Origin of the sequence: Streptomyces sp. SCL15-4 (genome assembly GCF_033366695.1) — a bacterium.
GTDB lineage: Bacteria > Actinomycetota > Actinomycetes > Streptomycetales > Streptomycetaceae > Streptomyces.
Genome location: NZ_JAOBTQ010000001.1, coordinates 8,000,768 through 8,019,087, shown reverse-complemented (window position 1 = coordinate 8,019,087; position 18,320 = coordinate 8,000,768). Strand labels below are relative to the sequence as shown.

18 protein-coding genes are annotated in these 18,320 nt (G+C 70.8%); 7 read left to right on the top strand and 11 right to left on the bottom strand.

Annotated elements, in window-relative coordinates; translation table 11 throughout:
• Positions 1-281: 281 nt before the first annotated feature.
• From SCK26_RS36110 to SCK26_RS36090, 5 genes are all read right to left on the bottom strand, one after another.
• Entirely contained in the window at positions 282-1,190 is a 909-nt protein-coding gene (locus tag SCK26_RS36110; RefSeq protein WP_318205599.1) for an NmrA family NAD(P)-binding protein, read from the bottom strand.
• A gap of 82 nt (positions 1,191-1,272) precedes the next feature.
• Positions 1,273-2,253 (bottom strand): quinone oxidoreductase family protein, encoded by a 981-nt coding sequence (locus tag SCK26_RS36105; protein ID WP_318205598.1) that lies wholly within the window; start codon positions 2,251-2,253, stop codon positions 1,273-1,275.
• A gap of 35 nt (positions 2,254-2,288) precedes the next feature.
• On the bottom strand, positions 2,289-3,965 hold the full coding sequence (locus SCK26_RS36100) for a CocE/NonD family hydrolase (RefSeq protein WP_318205597.1): 1,677 nt from the start codon (positions 3,963-3,965) through the stop codon (positions 2,289-2,291).
• A gap of 28 nt (positions 3,966-3,993) precedes the next feature.
• The gene (locus SCK26_RS36095) at positions 3,994-5,472 is read right to left on the bottom strand and encodes an MFS transporter (RefSeq protein WP_318205596.1); all 1,479 of its coding nucleotides are present in this window, start codon (positions 5,470-5,472) and stop codon (positions 3,994-3,996) included.
• Between the two features lie 5 nt (positions 5,473-5,477).
• Positions 5,478-5,963 (bottom strand): MarR family winged helix-turn-helix transcriptional regulator, encoded by a 486-nt coding sequence (locus SCK26_RS36090; RefSeq protein ID WP_318205595.1) that lies wholly within the window; start codon positions 5,961-5,963, stop codon positions 5,478-5,480.
• 164 nt (positions 5,964-6,127) lie between these two features.
• On the opposite strand from SCK26_RS36090, the gene SCK26_RS36085 reads away from it, so the two are divergent.
• The 4 genes from SCK26_RS36085 to SCK26_RS36070 all read left to right on the top strand — a co-directional run bounded on the left by SCK26_RS36085 (position 6,128) and on the right by SCK26_RS36070 (position 9,260).
• Positions 6,128-7,195, top strand: coding sequence for an LLM class flavin-dependent oxidoreductase (locus SCK26_RS36085; RefSeq protein WP_318205594.1), 1,068 nt, complete (start codon positions 6,128-6,130; stop codon positions 7,193-7,195).
• Complete coding sequence (locus SCK26_RS36080) at positions 7,192-8,151, top strand: 3-hydroxyacyl-CoA dehydrogenase NAD-binding domain-containing protein (protein WP_318205593.1); 960 nt, start codon at positions 7,192-7,194, stop codon at positions 8,149-8,151. Before SCK26_RS36085 ends, SCK26_RS36080 begins: the two co-directional genes overlap by 4 nt.
• Positions 8,148-8,651: a flavin reductase family protein gene (locus tag SCK26_RS36075; RefSeq protein ID WP_318205592.1), complete on the top strand. Its 504-nt coding sequence runs from the start codon at positions 8,148-8,150 to the stop codon at positions 8,649-8,651. Before SCK26_RS36080 ends, SCK26_RS36075 begins: the two co-directional genes overlap by 4 nt.
• 138 nt (positions 8,652-8,789) lie before the next feature.
• The gene (locus SCK26_RS36070; RefSeq protein ID WP_318205591.1) at positions 8,790-9,260 is read left to right on the top strand and encodes a hypothetical protein; all 471 of its coding nucleotides are present in this window, start codon (positions 8,790-8,792) and stop codon (positions 9,258-9,260) included.
• 181 nt (positions 9,261-9,441) lie between these two features.
• Here the strand turns inward: SCK26_RS36070 and SCK26_RS36065 are convergent, their stop codons facing one another.
• The 6 genes from SCK26_RS36065 to SCK26_RS36040 form a co-directional block, all read right to left on the bottom strand.
• Positions 9,442-10,239 (bottom strand): hypothetical protein, encoded by a 798-nt coding sequence (locus tag SCK26_RS36065; protein WP_318205590.1) that lies wholly within the window; start codon positions 10,237-10,239, stop codon positions 9,442-9,444.
• Complete coding sequence (locus SCK26_RS36060) at positions 10,236-10,880, bottom strand: ATP-binding cassette domain-containing protein (RefSeq protein ID WP_412080817.1); 645 nt, start codon at positions 10,878-10,880, stop codon at positions 10,236-10,238. Before SCK26_RS36060 ends, SCK26_RS36065 begins: the two co-directional genes overlap by 4 nt.
• Before the next feature lie 14 nt (positions 10,881-10,894).
• A complete protein-coding gene (locus SCK26_RS36055; protein ID WP_318205589.1) occupies positions 10,895-11,785 on the bottom strand; it encodes a UbiA family prenyltransferase in 891 nt (296 codons plus the stop codon).
• A gap of 84 nt (positions 11,786-11,869) precedes the next feature.
• Positions 11,870-12,937 carry a polyprenyl synthetase family protein gene (locus tag SCK26_RS36050; RefSeq protein ID WP_318205588.1) on the bottom strand — a complete coding sequence of 356 codons (1,068 nt, stop codon included), beginning with the start codon at positions 12,935-12,937 and terminating at the stop codon, positions 11,870-11,872.
• Positions 12,938-12,967: 30 nt separating this feature from the next.
• Positions 12,968-14,989: a squalene--hopene cyclase gene (shc, locus tag SCK26_RS36045; protein ID WP_318205587.1), complete on the bottom strand. Its 2,022-nt coding sequence runs from the start codon at positions 14,987-14,989 to the stop codon at positions 12,968-12,970.
• Between the two features lie 824 nt (positions 14,990-15,813).
• Positions 15,814-16,359 (bottom strand): CGNR zinc finger domain-containing protein, encoded by a 546-nt coding sequence (locus SCK26_RS36040; RefSeq protein WP_318205586.1) that lies wholly within the window; start codon positions 16,357-16,359, stop codon positions 15,814-15,816.
• A gap of 176 nt (positions 16,360-16,535) precedes the next feature.
• Between SCK26_RS36040 and SCK26_RS36035 the strand changes: the two genes are divergently transcribed.
• From SCK26_RS36035 to SCK26_RS36025, 3 genes are read left to right on the top strand one after another with little or no spacing between them, the layout of a single operon-like run.
• Positions 16,536-17,156, top strand: coding sequence for an AzlC family ABC transporter permease (locus tag SCK26_RS36035; protein WP_318205585.1), 621 nt, complete (start codon positions 16,536-16,538; stop codon positions 17,154-17,156).
• Positions 17,156-17,467, top strand: a complete 312-nt coding sequence (locus SCK26_RS36030; protein WP_318205584.1) for an AzlD domain-containing protein — start codon at positions 17,156-17,158, stop codon at positions 17,465-17,467. Before SCK26_RS36035 ends, SCK26_RS36030 begins: the two co-directional genes overlap by 1 nt.
• 14 nt (positions 17,468-17,481) lie before the next feature.
• Positions 17,482-18,165 (top strand): RraA family protein, encoded by a 684-nt coding sequence (locus tag SCK26_RS36025; protein WP_318205583.1) that lies wholly within the window; start codon positions 17,482-17,484, stop codon positions 18,163-18,165.
• The last annotated feature ends 155 nt before the right edge of the window (positions 18,166-18,320 follow it).

The following is an 18,320-nucleotide window of genomic DNA, read 5'->3' as shown; positions in this document are numbered from 1 at the left end:
CACCTCCCGAAGAAGTCGGAGAAAACGTCAGCTCACTTACCGGATAAAAAGTCCGCCAGACCGTCGGTCCTCACACCGGAAGACGCACCCGTTACCCAACCAACTCGCCGGTTTGTCGCGCACTGATGTGTCCTTTCGGTCCGGAAATGAGCACAAGAACCCGGGGCGGCGGCAAGCCGCGGCGGTGAGCGGGGGATTCTCACCGCCGCGGCATGCCACCGCCCCGGGTGACCGCCGGCACGGCGAGCGCCGCACCGGTCACCGTGCCGGCGGTGCCTGGGTCACGCCTTGGGCGCGTTCTTCCGGACGAAGTCCTCCAGCGAAACGGGCTTGACCTGCGGGTACTTGGCGTTGTCCAGGCTGTCGAACTTCGCCTTGCCCGTCACCATGCACCACTGGTACTGCAGACCCACGTACTCGAACGGGTTCTGGGTGGCGCCGGCCTGGCGGGTGATCTCGGCACGCAGTTCGTCGGCGGTGCCGAGGTTCTTCAAGGTGAGGCTGCGGCCGGTGGCCCGCTCCAGGGTCTGGTGGAACTCGCGCATCGACAGCACCTCACCGGCGAACCGCTGAGGGCCCTTGGCCTGCGGGTCGAGGGCGACCGCGGCGGTGAAGGCGGCGGTGTCGGGAACCGAGGTCATGTCGAGCGGCTGGTCGGCGTCGCCGAAGTGGGAGACGGTGCCCGCCTCCCAGTCGACGATCCCCATGAAGCCGATCATGACCTCGTAGAAGGCGCCGTTGAGCACGGAGATCACGTCGAGGCTGGTGTCGCCGTACGCGGCCGCGGCCTGCCGACGCCAGCCGATCATGACGTTGTCGCTGTCGTCCAGCTTGTTGATGTCGATGGCGAAGTCGGACGGGATGAAGCGGCGGGCACCGGCCTGCTCGGCGGCGCGCACCAGGTTCACCTGCCCGTCCACGATCAGGTCCGGGCCGCCCTGGATGGCCGAGATGACGGTGGTGGCGTCGCCGATCGCGGCCGCCAGCTTGTCCACCGGGTCGGTGATGTCACCCTCGACGAGCTCCAGGCCGCGGGCTTCCAGGGCCGTGAGGGCGGCCTTCTTGTCGCCGTCGGTGCCCGGCCGCACCAGTGCGCGCACGGAGGCGCCCTGGTCGAGCAGGGAGCTGACGATCTGGCCGCCCAGCAGGCCGGTGGCACCGGCCACGAAGATCTTGGATGCGGTGGTCATGGTGTTGTCGTTCTCCTCGGTAAGTCCCGGGCCTCGGCCGGCCCGGACGATTGTGCGCAATGTGCGTGCTGCGGGATGTGGTTCACGGGATGAGCAGGGTCTTGCCGATGGTGCTGCGCGCCTCCACGGCGGCATGCGCCTCGGCCGCCCGCTCCAGCGGGTAGCTCTGGCCGACGACCGGCTTGATCTCGCCGGCGACCGCCAGGTCCAGCACGTCGGTGACCAGCTCGCGGGCGTACGCGGGCCGGTTCCAGATCAGGCCCGCGCTGAAGCCGGTCAGGGTCAGGCCGCGGCCGAACAGCTCCATGGGCTTGACGTCGAGCGGCTGCCCGCTGGAGAAGCCGAACACGATCTGGCGGCCGGAGCCCGGAGCGAGCAGCGAGAACGAGTCGCGTCCGAGTTCGCCGCCGATGTGGTCGTAGACGACCTCGACGGCACCCTGGGCGGCCTGGCGCACCTGGTCGGTCCAGCCGGGCAGCGAGTAGTCGACGACGTGGTCGGCGCCCAGCTCCTTGACGAGGCCGAGCTTGGCGGCGCCGCGGGCCGTGCCGATCACCGTCGCGCCGGCCCGCTTGAGCAGCTGGACGAGGATCGTGCCGACGGCGCCGGCGGCGGCCTGCACCAGGACCCGGTCGCCCGCGGTGACACGCGCGGCGTCGATCAGGCCGCGGGCGGTGGCTCCGTAGCGGTAGAGCGCGACGGCGTCCCGGAAGTCCAGCCCGTCGGGCACCGGGACGAGCCCTTCGGCGGGCGCGGTGGCCAGTTCGGCGTAACCGCCGGTGCCGCCGGTGGTGGCGAGGACCCGGCTGCCGATGAGCGACGTGTCGACGCCTGCCCCGGCCTCGATCACCTCGCCCGCGATCTCCTTGCCGAGGACAACGGGCAGGGGCGCGCCGCCCAGGGCCCCGCGCATCATGCCGGAGCGGACCTGGGTTTCCAGGAACTGGATGCCGACGGCGGCCACCCGGATCGTCACCTCGCCCGGGGCGGGGCGCGGGTCCGGGACATCGGCGACGGTCAGCTGGTCCGGGGGACCGAAATCTTTCAGCAGGACGGCACGCACCTGTCCTCACTCCTTCATGGTGAATCGTGTACGGATTACTCGTCCGCGACGACCGGGACGAGCAGATGGCTGTCGAACCGGCCGCCGGTACGGATGATGTGGTCGCCGGCGTTGCGGGTGACGCGGTGTCCGGGCAGCACACCGGTGACGACGTCACCCGCCTGGACGATCAGTTCGAGGCGCTCGCCCGGCTCGAAGACTGTCGAGGAGGGCCAGATCTCGATGTCGAGGGCGACCGGGACGCCGGGCTCGAGGAGTTCCTCGCGGTCGTGCCGGTGCCAGGGCTGCCACGGCGTGGAGCGCTGCTCGTCCAGGGCCCGGTGGCTGGCCCTGAGCCAGCCGAGGGCGACGGGGCCGTTGTCGTACAGCGCGAAGAACGGGAACGGCACCTCGCGGCCGGCCGCGTCCTTCTTGCGCAGCGCGACGAAGACGTCGGCGTCGTCGGAGCCCCGGGCCTCCAGCCACAGCCGCAGCTTGGCGTGGCCGGTGAGCCGGGTGCGCTCGGTGAACTCGTGGGTGAAGCGGGTCCCGCCGACCGCGTCGCCGTCCTGGACGGGGTAGCTCACCTCGGCCTCGGCCAGCGGCGGCTTGTCGACGAGGGCGCCCCGCGCCGCGTCCAGGTGCAGCGGCACGTACTCGGTGCGGGCGATGGGCCACTCCCGCTCCTCGGTGACATAGCCGGCGTTCGCCCGCTCGCGCACCTCGGTGAGCACCTTCGGCCGGTCGGTCCAGCCGTTGTCCTCGCCCTTCAACGCCCAGTCGAAGAACTGGAGCTGGCTGGCGAGGTTCTCGGGCCGGTAGTAGTACTCCCAGGTCTTGCGGCCGTGCACCTCCAGCCACTTGTCGGGCGAGGAGATGCGCTTGAAGCCCTCCAGGGTGCCGCGGCCGTGCAGGCCCTGGTTGGACCAGCTGGCCACGACGTACGCGGGTACCTCGACGTTCTCCAGGACCGCTCGCTTGGCGTCCCAGTAGGCGTCGTCGAAGGGGTGCTCGGCGGCGAGGCGCTCCAGGTCCTCGACGCGGGTGGAGGAGTAGCCGAGGCTGTGCCGGGCGAACACCTCCATGAAGCCGGTCTCCGGGATGCCGCCGTGGTAGGCGATGTCCCGGTAGAAGTCGGTCAGGCCCTCCCACGGGTTGATGGCGGCCAGGTGCGGCGGCCGGGTGGCGGCCACCCGCCACTGGGCGATGCTCAGGTACGAGACACCGGACAGGCCGACCTTGCCGTTGGACCAGTCGCGGGTGCCGGCCCACTCGATGGCGTCGTGGAAGTCCTGCGCCTCCTGCTCGGAGGCCAGGGTGTAGTCGCCGGGAGTGCTCCAGGTGCCGCGCGGGTCGACGTAGACCACCGCGTAGCCGTGGCCGCACCAGTACAGCGGGTCCGGGGCCTCGATCGCCGCGTACTCGGAGACCCAGGACGGGTCGACACCACTGGCGGCGCTGCGGCTGGGGGCGGTGCTGCGGCCGCCGTGCTTGCCGTACGGGCCCCAGGAGATCAGCACGGGCAGCGGCGCCGCGCCGGGGTCGGCGGGCCGGTGCACGTCGGCGTACAGGACGCTGCCGTCCCGGACCGGGATCTCGACGTCGCGGTCGATGCGCATCCCGTCGGCGACACGCGAACCCGGCGCGAATCCGGGGTAGTTGCCGTCCGCGAGCGGGTTGGGCTCACGGAAGTACAGGTGCGGGTAGGTCAGTCGGGACTTGTCGGTGCTCAACGAGGTCTCCTTGTAAGAAGGTCGGCCGTCAGGAGCGGTTCTTGGCGATGCGGGGCAGGACGAGTGCCGACGCCGCGCCGAGGACCACGAAGGCCGCGGCCACCAGGAAGGCCAGGCCGTAGCCGGAGACCAGGTTGTCGGGAGTGGGCTGAGCGTCACCGGAGAGCGACTGGATACGGCTCGTCGCGATGGTGGTGAGGATGGCGAGACCGAGGGCGCCGCCGATCTGGCGTGAGGTGTTGAGCAGCCCGGAGACCACTCCCGCGTCGGCGGGCGCGACCCCTGAGGTGGCTGCCGCGGCGACGGGGGTGAAGACCAGGCCGACGCCGAGCGCCATCAGCATGCCGGGCAGGACGACCATCAGGACGAAGTTGCTGTGCGGGCCGAGCTGGGCCTGCCAGACGAAGCCGGCGAGCGCGCTGAGCGCACCGGCCAGGATGAGCGGGCGGGTGCCCGCCTTGGAGATGAGCCGGGAGCTGAGCCGCGCGCCGACCATCACCATCACCGTGTGCGGCAGGAAGGCCAGTCCGGCTTGGACGGGACTGAAGCCGCGCACGTTCTGCACGTACAGCGAGACGAAGTACCACATCGACAGGAACGCGGCGTTCATCAGGAGGCCCACCAGATTGCCGCCGGCCACCGAGCGGGCGCGCAGCAGGCCGAGCCGGATCAGCGGGACCTTGGCGACGCGCTCCTCGATGAAGCAGAACAGCGCGAGCAGCAGGACGCCGACGACCAGCGGCGGCAGCACTTGCACGGAAGTCCAGCCGTACGAGGCGGTGTTGACGATGCCGTAGACGAGGGCGAGGAGGGCGAGGGTGACGGTGGCGGCGCCCAGGACGTCCAGGCGGCGCGGGCCCTCGCTGCGCCGGTAGTCGAGGTAGCGCACGCAGGCCGCGATGAGCGCGATGCCGATGGGGATGTTGACCAGGAGGATCCAGCGCCAGGACAGATAGCCGGTGAGCAGCCCGCCGGCGATGGAGCCGACCGCGCCGGCGCCGCCCGCCACCGCGCTCCACAGTCCCAGCGCGGAGGCCCGTCTGGGTCCCTCGGGGAAGGTGGTGGTGAGCAGGGCCAGGGTGATCGGCGACAGGAAGGCGGCGCCGACGCCCTGCACGACGCGGGCGACGATCAGGACGCCGGGGCTGCCCGCGAGGCCGCCTACGAGGCTCGCCGCGGTGAACACGGCGATGCCGGCTATGTAGACGCGCTTGCGGCCGAGCAGGTCGCCGGCCCGGCCGCCGAGCATGAGGAAGCCGGCGAACGCGAGGGTGTAGGCGTTCACGACCCATTGCAGTCCGGTGTCGCTGAAGCCGAGGCCGGTCTGGATGGACGGTAACGCGACGTTCACGATGGAGACGTCGAGCAGGACCATGAACTGGCCGAGACAGGCGAGGGTGACGATCACCCAGGGTGGTGCGGTGCGGTCCTGGGACCGCCGGGTGTCGGGAGACGGAGTGGTGGTGTCGCCGCCACTCGCGCCGTCCTGGGTCCCTAAGCGGGTCACGGCCCCTACCCCTTCTTCTCGATCGCTTCGGCGAATGCGGCCAGCTGGGTGGCCAGGCTCTTGATGTCGGCGGTGCTCCAGTCCTCCATCAGCTCCGCCACGATGGCGGCCCGCGCCTGCCAGAGCTTGCGGACGGCGAGCTTGCCGGACCTGCTGACACTGACCAGCTGGGCGCGGGCGTCCGCCGGGTCGGGCTCGCGGACGATGAACCCGCGGGCCTCCAGCCGCTTGGCGGGCGGGGTGAGCGTGGACTTGTCGACCTCCATGAGGTCCGCCAGGACCGACAGCCGCACGGGTGCGTGCTGGGAGATCTGGGCCAGCAACGTGTAGTCCCCGAGCGACAGTTCGAGACCCGAGGCCGCCATGATGCGGCGCCGCGCCGCCGTGGAGAACATCCAGTTCCCCACCACGGCGAGAGCCGACGCCACCTCACCGGATGCTTCGCGCTGTTCGTCCGGTCCCTGAGGTGGATTGGCTGACGTGCGTCCCATGTCCGACACCACGATCCCGCTCGATTGGTTGTGTCAAACCAACTATTACCCGGCGGCCCGGTCTCTGGCAAGTACGTTCTCCCTCGATCCGGCCTCCAGCCGACTGCGAGCCCGGCTTGCGAGCGTCGCCGTACTGCAGCCGACATCAGCCCGCGAGGTGCACAGTGGAATTCGGAGTGACCTTCTTCCCGACCGTGGGTCCCGCCGACAAGGACGGCGCGACCTACTACGACGAGGCGCTGTCCGTCGCCGAGCACGCCGACGCGCTGGGCTTCCAGCACGTGAAGATCGTCGAGCACTACTTCTTCCGGTACGGCGGCTACAGCCCCGACCCGGTCACCTTCCTGGCCGCCGCGGCCGCCCGCACCCGCCGCATCCGGCTGATCACCGGCACCGTGCTGCCCGCGTTCACCCACCCCGTCAAGCTCGCGGGCAAGCTCGCCATGCTGGACAACCTCTCGCACGGCCGGCTGGAGGTGGGCTTCGGCCGGGCCTTCCTGCCCGACGAGTTCGCGGCCTTCGGCGTCTCCATCGACGACAGCCGCGCCCTGTTCGAGGAGAACGTGGAGGCGATCCGCCGCCTGTGGACCGAGGAGGACGTGGTCTGGGAAGGCCGCTTCCACAAGTTCGGCCCGGTGACCCTGCAGCCTCGCCCGGTGCAGCGGCCGCACCCGCCGACCCATGTCGCCACCGCCATGAGCCTCGAGTCCTGCGAGTCCGCGGGACGCGCCGGACACCACCTGCTGCTCGTACCCGCGACCTCGTCCGTCGAGAAGGCCCAGGAGATGCTCGGCGCCTACCGGGCGGCGCGCGCCGCGGCGGGCCACGAGGGACCGGGCCGCGTGCAGTTCAGCTACCCCACCTATGTCGCCGAGGACGGCGACGAGGCACGCCGCCTGGCCCGCAAGGACGACGAGGAGTACAACCAGCGGATGTCCGAGGCCGTCTCCGCGTGGGGGCGCGTCTCCAGCAGCGCCTACCCGGGCTACGACAGGATCCTCGAGGCCACCCGCAGCTACGACTTCGACAAGAAGCTGGAGGCGGACAAGCTGCTGGCCGGGTCGCCGGCCGAGGTCCGCGCCCAAGTGGAGCGCATCCAGGGCTGGTTCGGTCCGGACGTCACCCTCAGCCTGACCATCCACTCCGGGCTGCTGCCCGTGGAGGTCGCCAACCGCTCGATGGAGCTGTTCGCACGGCAGGTGGCACCGCACTTCGCCACGCCGGCGCGATGACCGGGCCCGTACGCACCGTCACCGTGGTCGGCGCGGGCACCATCGGCCTGGCCTGGACCACGCTTTTCCTCGCCCACGGCCTCGACGTACGGCTCAGCACCCGCAGGACCGACGCCGAACGGGCGGCGCTCGAGGCGGTGGAACTGTTCGCACCCTCGCTGCCCTCGCCGCCCGCCGACCCGGCCCGGCTGCTGGACCGGCTCACGATCGAGCCGGACGTGGCCAAGGCGGTCGCCGGCACCGATCTGGTGCAGGAGAACATCCGCGAGCAACTCTCCCTGAAGCAGGAGCTGTTCGCCGAGGCCGAGCGGGCTGCGCCGGGCCACGCGCTGCTGCTGTCCTCGTCCTCGTCCCTGTCCGCGGACGCGCTGGGCGCCACCATGGACGACCCTTCGGGCCTGCTGGTCGGCCACCCGTTCAACCCCGCGCATCTGATGCCGCTGGTGGAACTGGTCCCGGGCACCCGCACCCGGCCCGACGCCGTCGAGCGCGCGGCCGCGTTCTACCGGTCCCTGGGCAAGGTGCCGGTCGCGCTGCGCCGCCCCATGGCCGGCACCCCCGCGAACCGGCTGCAGTCGGCCCTGTTCCGGGAGGCCGTGCACCTAGTCGCCGAGGGATACCTCACGGCGGAGGAGGTGGACGCCGTGGTGACCGGCTCGCTCGGCCTGCGCTGGGCGGCGGTCGGTCCGTTCCAGGCGTTCCATCTCGGCGGCGGTCCCGGAGGCCTGCGGCGGATGCTGGGCGCCGTCGGGGACCGGATGGCCGCGGAGTGGGAGCACCTGGGCACGCCCGGGCTCACCGACGACACCGTGCACACGCTCGCCGCGCAGACCGAGCGGGCGTACGGGCAGGGCGCCGACGCCTACCGGCGGCTGGCCGCCGCCCGGGACGCGCGCCAAGGGGCCGTGCTCGCCGCGCTGCGGGCCGGCGAGGGCACCGGGAGGGCCGATCCATGACCGGTGGCATCACCGATACGGTGCGGGGCGTCGACGCCGACAGCTTCCGGGCGGCGCTGGCCCGGTTCGCCAGCGGAGTGGTGGTGGTCACCGCGCGCGACGCGCTCGGGGAGCCGCACGGCTTCACCGCCAGCTCGTTCTGCTCGGTGTCGCTGCGGCCGCCGCTCGTGCTCGTCTGTCTCGCCGAGACCGCCACGTCGTACGACACGTTCACCCGGGCCGCCGACTGCGGGATCAGCATCCTCGCCCACGACCAGACGGGCGTCGCGCGGCGGTTCGCCACCCGCGGCGCCGACAAGTTCACGGACGGCGCCTTCGAGACGCTGCCCAACGGCACACCGGCGGTGCGCGGCGCACTGGCCACGCTCGCCTGCCGGGTCCGGCAGCGGCACACCGCGGGCGACCACATGATCCTCGTCGCGGAGGTCACCCACACCGGGGAGGGCGAGGGGCATCCGATGCTCTACTTCGGCGGCTCCTTCCGGGAGCTGGCTCCCTGACAACAAGTCGGACGGCCTCCTTGCTAGCGGCTCTCGATCGCCGCTCTAGGAGAGCGGCACAGACTCTTTCCGCACCACCTCGACGCACCACCTGAGCCTCACTTCACCATCGACACCTCATCGGGAAAAGGAAACTCCATGCGCAGCATCGCCACCCGCGCCGGCGTCGTCGCCGCCACCGCCGTACTCGCCCTGACGGGCCTGGGCGCCGCCACCGCGTCCGCCGCCTCCACCGCCGCCGACGCCCCGGTCGCCGCCGACGTGACCTACGCCAGCCTGGCCGGCGAGTGGCAGGGCTCCGGCACCGCCGGCCCCAACCCGGTCCAGCCGCACTTCTTCTTCTACGGCAACGGCACGCTGAAGATGATCCCGGAGGACAACGCCTACCTCGCCACCGGCACCTGGAAGCAGAGCGGCTCCACGTTCACCTTCCACTTGGAGCACCCGATCTACGACTCCACCGGCGCCGTCGTGTCCTACATCAAGGCCGACCAGACCGGCACCATCAACGGCAGCACCTGGTCGTCGACCGGCACCTCGGGCCGCTACGACACCCAGGGCAACCTCCTCGAGACGTTCACCGTCACCCTGACGGCCCACCGCGTCTGATCCCCGCCCGGCGAAGACCCCCATGCCACCTCGGCAAGGGGGTCTTCGCTGCGTCCGCCCGGCGCGTGCCACGACCGGTGCCGTCACACCGAGGAGGCGCGGCGCGCGGGCGAGGACCGGGTGGAGGGCCCGGGTTCCGCCGCGTTCGCCGCACCGCCGGGCAGGGCCGTGCCTCGCCCTTTCACCCCGGCTGCGGTGCTGAGGCAACCGTGTCCGCGGCGATCCGGCAGTGGGAGCGGGTGCGCAGATGGAAGGCGAGCAGGGCCAGGGCGCTGGTCGAGGCGGACCAGGCGAACGAGAGCAGCCCGTACGGCCAGGAGGAGAAGGACGTGAACGCCGCGGCCAGCGCGGACTGGCACGCGCCGTAGAGAGGAAGCACGCTCAGGCCGGTCAGATCGGCGACGTTGAGGACGGGGTTCTGCAGGCCGGTGTCGACCAGGCTGAGCATGATGACGAGGAAGAAGCCCTCCAGCTCGCCGCGTACCAACGAGCCGAGCAGGAGGCCGATCCCGCCGTAGGCGAGACCGGCGCCGAGAACGGCGAGGGCCAGCGGGCCCAGCTGGTTCACCGGCAGCGAGCCGCGGAGCAGGACCGTGGTGTACACGGCGATGAGCGTGGTGACGACGGCGACGGCGGTGACCTTGGCCAGCAGCATCTGGACTTTCGGATAGCCGGCCAGGACCAGCCGGCGGTCCATCTCCCCGGCTTTGAAGGTCTCCATGAACATCGAGAATCCCGTGACCAAGGTGACGGCGGCGAGGGCGTTCACCACTTGGCTGACGTGATTCGCCGGCGCGTGGACATCGGCGTGCACGGATTGCAGGGAGAACCTCAGGGGCCGGTCCGACGCGCACAGACGTGCCACCATGATCCAGGCGGGGATGAACGCGACCGCCAGGAGCACCGCCATGCGGCTGCGCAGGTGGCCGAGGAGGGTGCAGCGCAGCATTTCGGTGTACGCCGAAGGGCGGAACGTCATCGGGTGGGCCTCTCCATGTCGAGGCGGCCGTCGCGCAGGTGGCCGACCGCGTCGAAGTGGTGCAGATCGTGCAGCAGATGCGAGACCACGACGATCGACCTGCCTTGGTCGCGCAGGTGAGCGGCGAGCGACCAGAACCTTTGATGCGTGTCCCAGTCGAAACCCTGATAGGGCTCGTCGAGCACCAGGAGTTGTGGATCGTGCATGAGGGTGAGCAGGAGGTTCAGCTTCTGCCGCGTGCCTCCGCTGAGGTCCCCGGCGCGCTGCCGGCCGCAGTCGGCGAACGCCAGGAGGTCCATCAGCTCGTGGGCGCGCGTGAGAGCCGGCAGCCGGTAGGCGGCCTGGAAGAGGCGAAGGTGCTGCGTGACGGTGAACGAGTCGTTCAGCACGGCGTGTTGCGGGCAATATCCCGCCGTGCCGGTGCGTTCCACGGTGCCCCGGTCGGGTGCCAGGTGCCCCATGGCGATCCGGAGCAGGGTGCTCTTGCCCGCGCCGTTCTCGCCGACGACGCCGATCAGCGCTCCGGCGGGCACGTCGAGGTCGGCACCGCGCAGGACCTGTCTGCGGCCGTACGCCTTCCATACGCTGCTGATCCGCAGCCGTGACTGTTGTTGCACCTGCTGCGCGGCCTCTGCGGTCACGTCGGGCCCTTCCCTCAGCGAAGTGTGTAGACGGAGGCGGCGAGGGCGAGGGTGTACCACTGTTCGACCAGGCGGTAGCTGCGCTGGTCCTGTTCCCGTCCCCGCAACAGCATCACCCGGACGGAGAGCACCAGGCTCAGACCGCACAGCAGTACGTCCGTGGCGGTGATCCACCAGTGCGGCCCGGCGGGCTCCATGAGGAAGTGGTGGATGGCCAGGGGCCCGACGGCGAAACCGGTGCACAGGAAGATCCGGGTGGGTCTTTCGCCGAAGACCAGCGGCATGGTGGAGCGGTGCACCGCGCGGTCGCCGGTGATGTCGCGGAGGTCCTGGACGGACATGAGGAGGGTCACGGTGACCGTGAGGGTCACGATCCAGCGCCAGGCGTCCGGCGTCATGACGGTGACCATCTCCCAGGCGGCGGCCAGCTGGGCGACGACTCCGATTCCGGCGTAGAGGTTCCTGCCCAGCCAGTGCCGGCCCCAGCCGTACTCGTGCTGCAGCAGGGAGAGGATCTGCCACATCAGGGCCCATTCCAGGACGCCCAGGCAGTATCCGTACACGGGAAAGAGGACCCGGACGGCGTTCAGGCGCAGCCGTGCGCCCCGGATACTGCTCTGGCCGGTGACCAGGGGCCGGAAGGGCTTGTTGACGCGGTCCTCTTCGACGCCGACGAGCTGGTTGGCCAGAGTGTGTTCGTAGACGAACAGCCAGAAGTACAGGGCGCCGCCGACCAGGGTGGTCACGGCTGCGGACGGGGACAGCCGGGCGTGGACGATGGCCGCCATGACGAAGCAGGTGGCGGGGAAGATGGTGGTCCAGCGGTCGGCGCTGATGAACAGCCAGCTCAGGCGAATCTCGCGCCAGGCGCTCTGGAGAACCACCGCGGGCGCGGTCGTGGTCATCACTGTGGGTCCGTACTCCGTTATCGGCCGGGCCGGGGTACGGCCGGGGTGTCTCCTGGTGTCGGTCGGCGGCTGGGCCGGGCCTCACGCCGTGCGGTGCACGACCGCCTCCGCGACGTCCTTCAGGGTGCGGACGGCGTCGTCCGGAAAGGGGGCCAGGGCCAGGGAGTCCAGGGCCTGCCGGTATCTTTCCTCGATCATTCGCTCGACCGCGCTCCGGGCTCCCGTGCTGGTGAGGATGTCGCAGACCTCCGCGGCTTCCTGCTCCCCGAGGTCGGGATCGCCGATCAGCGCGTGCAGCCGGCCGGCCTGGGCGGGTCCGCAGGCGCGCAGGGCATGGACGATGAGGCTGGTGGACTTGCCCTCGCGCAGGTCGTCCAGGCGGGATTTGCCCGTCCGGTCCGGGTCCCCGAACACGCCGAGGATGTCGTCCCGGAGTTGGAAGGCCTCACCCAGCGGGACGCCGTAGGCGCTGCAGGCGTTCATGACGTCCTGCCCGGCACCGGCGAGGGCCGCCCCGACCTGCAAGGGGCGCTCGATGGTGTACTTGGCGGTCTTGTAGCGGATGACGCTCAGCAGCGTCTCGACGCTGGCGTGGAGCTTGCCGGTGGTCAGCAGGTCCAGGTGCTGGCCGGCGATCAGTTCGCTGCGTGCCAGGTCGACGCAGCGCAGGACGCCGACGCGGTGGGCGTCGGGCATGGGCGTGGTGTGGAGCAACTCGTCGGACCAGACGAGAGCGAGGTCGCCCAGGAGGATCGCTCCGCCGACGCCGTACTGTTGCGCCATCCACGGTACGTGGTGCCGGTCGGCCAGCGCCCGGTGGACCGTGGGGCGCCCGCGGCGGCTGTCGGACGCGTCCATGATGTCGTCGTGGATGAGTGCACAGGTGTGTGCCAGCTCGATGGAGGCGGCCAGCCTGACGGCCTGCGTGGTGTCACCCCGCCCGCCTGCCGCGATCCATCCGGTCACGCACAGCAGCGGACGGACTCTCTTTCCCCCGGAGATGAAGTCGCGCAGCATGAGGATGAGCGCCGACTGGCCGGGCACGGGAGCGGTCCGTGCCTTTTCCGTCAGGAACTCGAACAGAAGGTTGTCGATCGCGGTGCGCGGTGCGAAGAAGTCGGACTCGACCGCCAGTGTTTCAGTACTCAACGCGAGGGCGCCTTTCAGAGGGGAGGCCGGTCACCGGTCCGGCTCCGTCGCTTCTTTTCGTTGCCGGCCCACCTGCACATCACGTGGGGGACATGTGCGCTGGACATAGCGGCCCAGCGCCATCAAGGGGAAGACGTGCCCGTAGTACTCGTAGTGCCCGGCCACGGCCCGGGGAACGAGCGTGCCCGTGAACTGCGGCTCCTCCCAGGTGCCTTCCTCCGTCTGCCTCTCGGTCAGCCAGCGGATCCCGTCCCGCACCATGGTGCTGTCGCGTTCTCCCGCCGCGAGCAGCGCGAGCAGCGCCCAGGCGGTCTGCGAAGGGGTGGACGGGCCACGGCCGGCGCAGGCCGGATCGGCGTACGAGTGCCAGTTCTCGCCCCAGCCGCCGTCCGCGTTCTGTACCGAGATCAGCCAGGCGACGGCGCGCCGGACGGCAGCGTGCCCGCGGGGAACTCCGGCGGCGACGAGGGCGGGAAGGACACAGCCGGTGCCGTACACGTAGTTCACTCCCCAGCGTCCGTACCACGCGCCGTTCGCCTCCTGCTGCCCGAGCAGCCAGCGGACGCCGCGGCGGGTGCGGGGGTCGCGCTCCTTTCCCAGCGCGGCCAGCATCTCCACCACGTGGGCGGTGATGTCGGCGGTGGGCGGATCGGTGCAGAACTCGCCGAAGTCGAAGAACGGGACTCTGGCGGGCAGAGTGCTGGTGTTGTCCGCGTCGAAGGCGGCCCATCCGCCGTTCCGGCTCTGCATGCCGAGACACCACCGCGCCGCCCTGTCCAGCGCGTCGTCGACGCGTACCCGGTCGGGATGGCCGACCCGGCGCAGCGCGAGGACCGTCTCGGAGGTGTCGTCGTTGTCGGGGTAGTGCTGGTTGTGGAACTGGAAGGCCCAGCCGCCGGGAGACAGCCGGGGCCGCCGGGCGACCCAGTCCCCGGGCCGGTCGGCCTGCCGGGTGAGCAGCCAGTCGGCGGCCCTGACCAGCGCGGGATGGTCGGTCGCCAGACCGGCGTCGAGCAGCGCGGTGGTGGACAGGCAGGTGTCCCATACCGGGCTGTGGACGGTGTGCAACGCCCGTACGTCGTCCTCCGGCCACGCGGCGCACTCCTCCAGGAAGCCCCAGGCGGCCTTGAGCACCGGATGGTCCGGCGGGTAGCCGTGCAGGTGCAGGGCGAGGACGACCCACGTGGTCATCGGGGTGCACGCGCCCCAGCTGCCGTCCGGCTCCTGGCGCTCCAGGAGCCAGCGGACGCAGGCGTTCGCCGCCGCTTCGCGTACCGGACGGGGGATGCCCTTGGAGCACACGCGCACAGTGGCGTTCAGACGCCGGAAGAGCTTCTCCCAGCCGTTGTCCGGCCTCGGCTGGCCCGCCGAGGTATTGGACGGAGCGAAGAGTTCGTCGATGCCGAAGGGAGCCGGCCGCGCGGGCCGATGTGCGCTGATGATGCTGATGGCGACCAGCGCCACGCGCATGACGGAGCTGAAGGAGTAGATGTTCAGCGGCGCCCACTTGGGCAGAGCGATGATCTCCGGCGGGACTTCGGGAAGATCGTCCCAGCTCCACAGGCCGAGCAGGGCGAGCCATACGCGGGCTGTCAGCTGGCCGGCCGCCACGCCGCCCTGCTCGCGCACCCATGCCGCGCACCGGAGCATGTGCTCCTCGTCCGGGCCGTCCCCGGCGAGCCGGAGAGCGACGTACGTCTGGATCGTGGTTCCCAGATGGCCCGCGCCGTCGAAGACGAGGGGCCAGGAGCCGTCCGCGCTCTGCTGCGAGCGGATCCACCGGCCACTCGCCTTGGCCACACGGTCGTCGAGCACACCGAGCAGGTGGCGCAGGAAGAGATCGTGGGCGTCATAGCTCACGTCCGTGGTGAAACGGCCCTTCCACCATCCCGCGGCGTCCTGCCGGGCCAGCAGATGGTCCGCGGCCCGCACCACCGCGCGCCGGGCCGCTTCCTCCGCCGGGCCGGCCGCGGGGAAGGCGAACGTCACACCGGCGTCACCCGTGAAGACGGGGCCTTTCGCGTGCGGCGTACCGTCGGCCGAAATCGTCATGGCACTCCTCGACCACCGAAACCGTAAACGCCCCGTGTTGCGCAGATCATCTGAATTCCCTGAGAATTACAGGTACTGATCCAGCGAATCGCCGTGTCGGCGGGGCGGTAACGATCCTTCCGAATCTTTTCGGCCGGCACATCCTTCATTCGAGTGCAGGGTGCGGGCGTGCAGGGTCACGAAGCTTGCTCCCGGACGCGCCGTCACGCCTGGTGACCACCACCGCTTCGCTCGTCTCCGGTGGTGCGTCGGCGCAGATCCCGGGCGCTTACCGTCCGGTCGGTCCGGTCACGCATTGAACGCGCATGGCGACAATCATCCGGTACGGCGATGTCCTCAACCCGTGCGGAGGAGGTCACGGACTCGGCCACCGGCCGGAACCACCGTCCGCGCGCTGCTGGAGACCGCCGGTGACGGCACGGCCGGAGGCGCTGCTCGCTCCCGCTTCCGGCGAGGCGACCGACTCGGCCTCGATGGGTGAACCGCTACGGCTGATGGCCTCCTACCCGCTCTGCCCGGCCCCGCCCGCTCCCCCATCGCCGAGGACGACCCGGTGCGCGGCCACCTGAACACCTACGGCCGCACCAAGGCCGCCGGCACCGTGGTACGGCGACCACGTGCGGTGTACGGCGCCGGGGACCCGCACCTGGTGCCCCGGTTCGCCGTCCCGCGCCCGCCACGGACTGCCCCTCTGCCGGGCCCCGGCGCCGTACGGCCGGGACGAGGCGGACCGCACCGTCCTGCGCGCGCAGCCGTCACTCACCTTCCGCGCCGTCGACCGGCTCGTCCGTTCCACCGTCCTGGACATCACCAAAGGCCACGGTCTACGCCGATGAGTCCTGGCGGCCGGACGTGGCAGCCCGCCGTCGGGCCCGATGCGCGGCGGCGCTCGCGCGGTTCCCGCAGATCTGCGGGCTGCAGTAGCGACGTGACTGGTTGCGGGAGACGTCCACGAACACTTCCGCACAGCGGTTGCCGCGGCAGACGTGCAGGCGGCTCATGCCGGTGGTGGTGATGACACCGAGGAGGCCCATGGCGGCGTTCACGGCGTACTGGTCGACGGGCGGGGCCTGCGGGCCGGTGACATGGAGGTGCCATTCGCCGTCGTGGTCGGTGTAGTGCGGGACCGCGTGGTGCTCGGCGAGGAGGCGGTTGAGGAGAGTGACCGCGGTTTCCTCGTCCGGGGCGCCGAAGACTTCCCGCAGGGCCGCTCGCAGGGTGCGGGCCCGCTCCAGGTCCTTGTCGGTGGGCACGTCCTCGACCCGGATGCCGTGTGCGACGAGCAGTTCCGTCAGCGCGGCCACATCAGGCATCTTCTCCTTCTCGCGGACGACGTTGTAGGTGTTCACCAGGTCCTCGGCCCATGTCACCGAAGCCTCGGAGTAACTAGTAAACCGCATCATGGCTCCGTATCATCTGTCACAATGGACCGGCTCGGACTGGAGGGTCGATGGACTCCCAAGAGGCATTACCCGCTCCCCCCGTTACATCTGAAGGGTATTATCCTCAGGCCGGATTCAAGGAAGAGTGGCTGCGCGGACTGCGCATGGCCATCCCGCTGGCGATCGCCGTCTTCGGCTTCGCCGTGTCCTTCGGTGTGGTGGCACGAGCCGCCGACATGGGAATCATGGCCCCCATCGCCATGTCCCTGACGACCTTCGCCGGATCGGCCCAGTTCGCGGCCGCCTCCGTGGTGGGCACCGGCGGAGGCATCGCCGCCGCGATCGTGGCCGCCGTACTGCTCAACTCCCGCTACCTCCCGATCGGGATCAGCGTCGCCCCGGCGATGAAGGGCAACGCCCTCAAGCGCTTCCTCTCCGCACAACTGGTGGTCGACGAGTCCTGGGCCGTGGGACACCTGGGCGGCGGCCGCTATTCACGCGGCCGGCTGCTCGGCGCGGGTGTGGTGGTCTACTGCGCCTGGGTGGGCGGCACGGCCGTCGGTGTGCTGGGCGCGGAGTACGTCGGGGACCCGCTGCGCTTCGGACTGGACGTGGTGTCGCCCGTCCTCTTCCTGGCCCTGCTCAAGGGACAGATCAACGATCGGCGCGCGCTCGTGTGCGCGATCCTCGGCGTCGCGATCGCACTGGCGCTGACACCGGTCGCCTCACCGGGCGTGCCTTTGATCGCGGCCACGGTCGCCTGTCTGCTGGGATTGAGGAAATAATGAACGGAGTATGGCTCGCGGTACTGCTCGTAGGTGCCGTGTCGATGGCGCTGAAGGCCACCGGACCGGTGCTGCTGGGCGGCCAGGAGCTGCCGGAGAGAATGCAGCGGGTGGTGGCCCTGATGGCACCGACCCTGCTCGCGGCACTCATCTCCACCCAGATCTTCGCCGACGGCCAGCGGCTGACGGTCGACGCCCGCGTCGTCGGTCTGCTCGTCGGCGCGTTCGGGGTCTGGCGGAAGTGGCCCACCTTGCTCGTGGTCGTCCTCGGCGCCGCCGCGGCGGCCGTGACCCGGCTGATCGCGGGATGAGGGGAGCCGGCACCATGAACGCAGACCCGGCCGACGGGCAGGTGTGGCCCACGGCGGCACTGTGGGACGCGGGTATCCGGTTGGGGCAACGGCTCACCTTGCCGCCCCTCCCCCTGCGCCCGGCCGCGCAGGGCATGAGACTCGCCGGGCCGCTGCGCCGGATCCGGCACACCGAGGGCGTGGCCTCGATCTTCCAGGGCCTGGACGAGGCACGCGAGGGAGATGTGCTCTTCATCGACAACGGCGGACGGACGGACGAGGCATGCATGGGCGACCTCGTCGCGATCGAAGCACGGCTGGCCGGGATGGCGGGCCTGGTGGTGTGGGGATGTCACCGGGACACCGACGAGCTGGCCCTCATCAGGCTGCCGGTGTTCAGCCTGGGGCCGTGCCCGTCGTCGCCCACCTTGCGTCCGGACACCGGTGACACCACGGGGCAGCCGTTCCCGTTCGAGCCGGGTGACGTCGCGGTGGGCGACTCCGACGGCCTGATCGTCATCCCGGCCAAGACGTACCCGGAGGTCGTGGACGTCGCCAGGACCATCGTGGCGGCCGAGCAGCGGCAGGCCGAGAAGGCGCTGCACGGAGTGAGTCTGCGCGAGCAACTGCGCTGGGCGGAGTTCACGGAACGCCGACAGCGGGACCCGTCGTACACCTTCCGTACGCACATGGCCCGGCTGGGCGGTGCCCTGGAGTAGGAGGTGCGTGCCCCGGCTCGCCGCGGACGCGGAGGCGGACCCGGCGCCCTCCGCCCGGACGCCGGCCGCGCTCAGGCGGGGCTGTGCCGGCGCAGCAGGCGTTCGCGGAGCCGCCGCGGGCGGTGGACGACGATCTCACCGCGATGGGTGTTCCC

What these genes read in the sequence shown, in the direction of transcription:
- SCK26_RS36035 (WP_318205585.1), top strand. Translation starts at nt 16,536, where the DNA reads ATGGCCATCCCGCTGGCGATCGCCGTCTTCGGCTTCGCCGTGTCCTTC.
- SCK26_RS36075 (WP_318205592.1), top strand. Translation starts at nt 8,148, where the DNA reads ATGACCGGTGGCATCACCGATACGGTGCGGGGCGTCGACGCCGACAGC.
- SCK26_RS36110 (WP_318205599.1), bottom strand. Translation starts at nt 1,190, where the DNA reads ATGACCACCGCATCCAAGATCTTCGTGGCCGGTGCCACCGGCCTGCTG.
- shc (WP_318205587.1), bottom strand. Translation starts at nt 14,989, where the DNA reads ATGACGATTTCGGCCGACGGTACGCCGCACGCGAAAGGCCCCGTCTTC.
- SCK26_RS36080 (WP_318205593.1), top strand. Translation starts at nt 7,192, where the DNA reads ATGACCGGGCCCGTACGCACCGTCACCGTGGTCGGCGCGGGCACCATC.
- SCK26_RS36055 (WP_318205589.1), bottom strand. Translation starts at nt 11,785, where the DNA reads ATGACCACGACCGCGCCCGCGGTGGTTCTCCAGAGCGCCTGGCGCGAG.
- SCK26_RS36025 (WP_318205583.1), top strand. Translation starts at nt 17,482, where the DNA reads ATGAACGCAGACCCGGCCGACGGGCAGGTGTGGCCCACGGCGGCACTG.
- SCK26_RS36065 (WP_318205590.1), bottom strand. Translation starts at nt 10,239, where the DNA reads ATGACGTTCCGCCCTTCGGCGTACACCGAAATGCTGCGCTGCACCCTC.
- SCK26_RS36070 (WP_318205591.1), top strand. Translation starts at nt 8,790, where the DNA reads ATGCGCAGCATCGCCACCCGCGCCGGCGTCGTCGCCGCCACCGCCGTA.
- SCK26_RS36030 (WP_318205584.1), top strand. Translation starts at nt 17,156, where the DNA reads ATGAACGGAGTATGGCTCGCGGTACTGCTCGTAGGTGCCGTGTCGATG.
- SCK26_RS36090 (WP_318205595.1), bottom strand. Translation starts at nt 5,963, where the DNA reads ATGGGACGCACGTCAGCCAATCCACCTCAGGGACCGGACGAACAGCGC.